Genomic DNA, 812 nt, shown 5'->3' on the forward strand with positions numbered 1-812 from the left:
GTGGGCTGCTCGTAGACGCGCTTGAGGGTGTTGAGATCCCGCTTGGTAATGTTGGGCACCCGCAACACCCGCCGATTGCCGGTAGCCGCCGCATGGTGTCCGCCATACATCAGATCCCGCAGGTTCGGGCTATGGCCCCACAGCCCCAGCCCATGCCCGATCTCGTGTCGGGCCACCGCCGTTATTTCGGCCAACCCCTGTCCTTCTGCAATGACGATGCGCACCCGCTGCTACAAAGAGCCATCGGAGGCGAAGAAAAACTCCGGGCGGGCCGCCCCAGCCACCCCGCCGCCAATAGGAGGAACGCGGTAAATGCTCATCCCGTAGAAAGCCTCCTCCTCTTTGGCCACCACCTTGAGCGGGATGTAGGCCGACCACTCCTTCACCGCTTGCTCCACGGAGGCCTTCCACTGGGGGTGATCCCCTTGGATGTAGATAGGGACGGGATAGAAGGCCCACTGGGCATAGGCTCCACCTGGCAAAAGCGGCTCGATTTCCTCAAAGTAGTCTCCCACCGCCTTGTCGTAGGCGTAGCGATCCAGGCCGGGGGGGAGTTTGAGCCGCATCGGCTGCGGCAGTTCTCCGGCTTGAGTTTGAGCCTGGGCTTGCAGGGCTTCAATGCCAAAAAAGTGGGGAACTGGAAGGGATCCCCTGCCCCCCACTGCCAGGACGAGGAGCATCGTCCAGCCGAGGATGCAAAGCTGTAGAATGCGGCGCCGCATCAAAGCCGCCCTTTCGCCCTTGTCTTTCTACAAGGTTAGTGGCTCAGAAAGCAAGTGTCGTTCGTTTGACATCCTCCCCGGCCTGAAGGC

At 61.5% G+C, this 812-nt stretch carries 2 protein-coding genes; both read right to left on the reverse strand.

The features are described from left to right. The coding region (locus tag NW820_RS12945) for a matrixin family metalloprotease (protein ID WP_414407715.1) at positions 1 to 224 on the reverse strand (224 nt) is incomplete at its 3' end. 6 nt (positions 225 to 230) lie between these two features. Beyond that, positions 231 to 722: a hypothetical protein gene (locus tag NW820_RS12950; RefSeq protein ID WP_414407716.1), complete on the reverse strand. Its 492-nt coding sequence runs from the start codon at positions 720 to 722 to the stop codon at positions 231 to 233. Positions 723 to 812 lie beyond the last annotated feature (90 nt).

This window comes from Synechococcus sp. R55.7, from assembly GCF_047461955.1.
Lineage (GTDB): Bacteria > Cyanobacteriota > Cyanobacteriia > Thermostichales > Thermostichaceae > Thermostichus.

Bases quoted from the DNA above. Each gene is read 5' to 3' on its own strand.
- NW820_RS12950 (WP_414407716.1), bottom strand. From the start codon at position 722: ATGCGGCGCCGCATTCTACAGCTTTGCATCCTCGGCTGGACGATGCTC.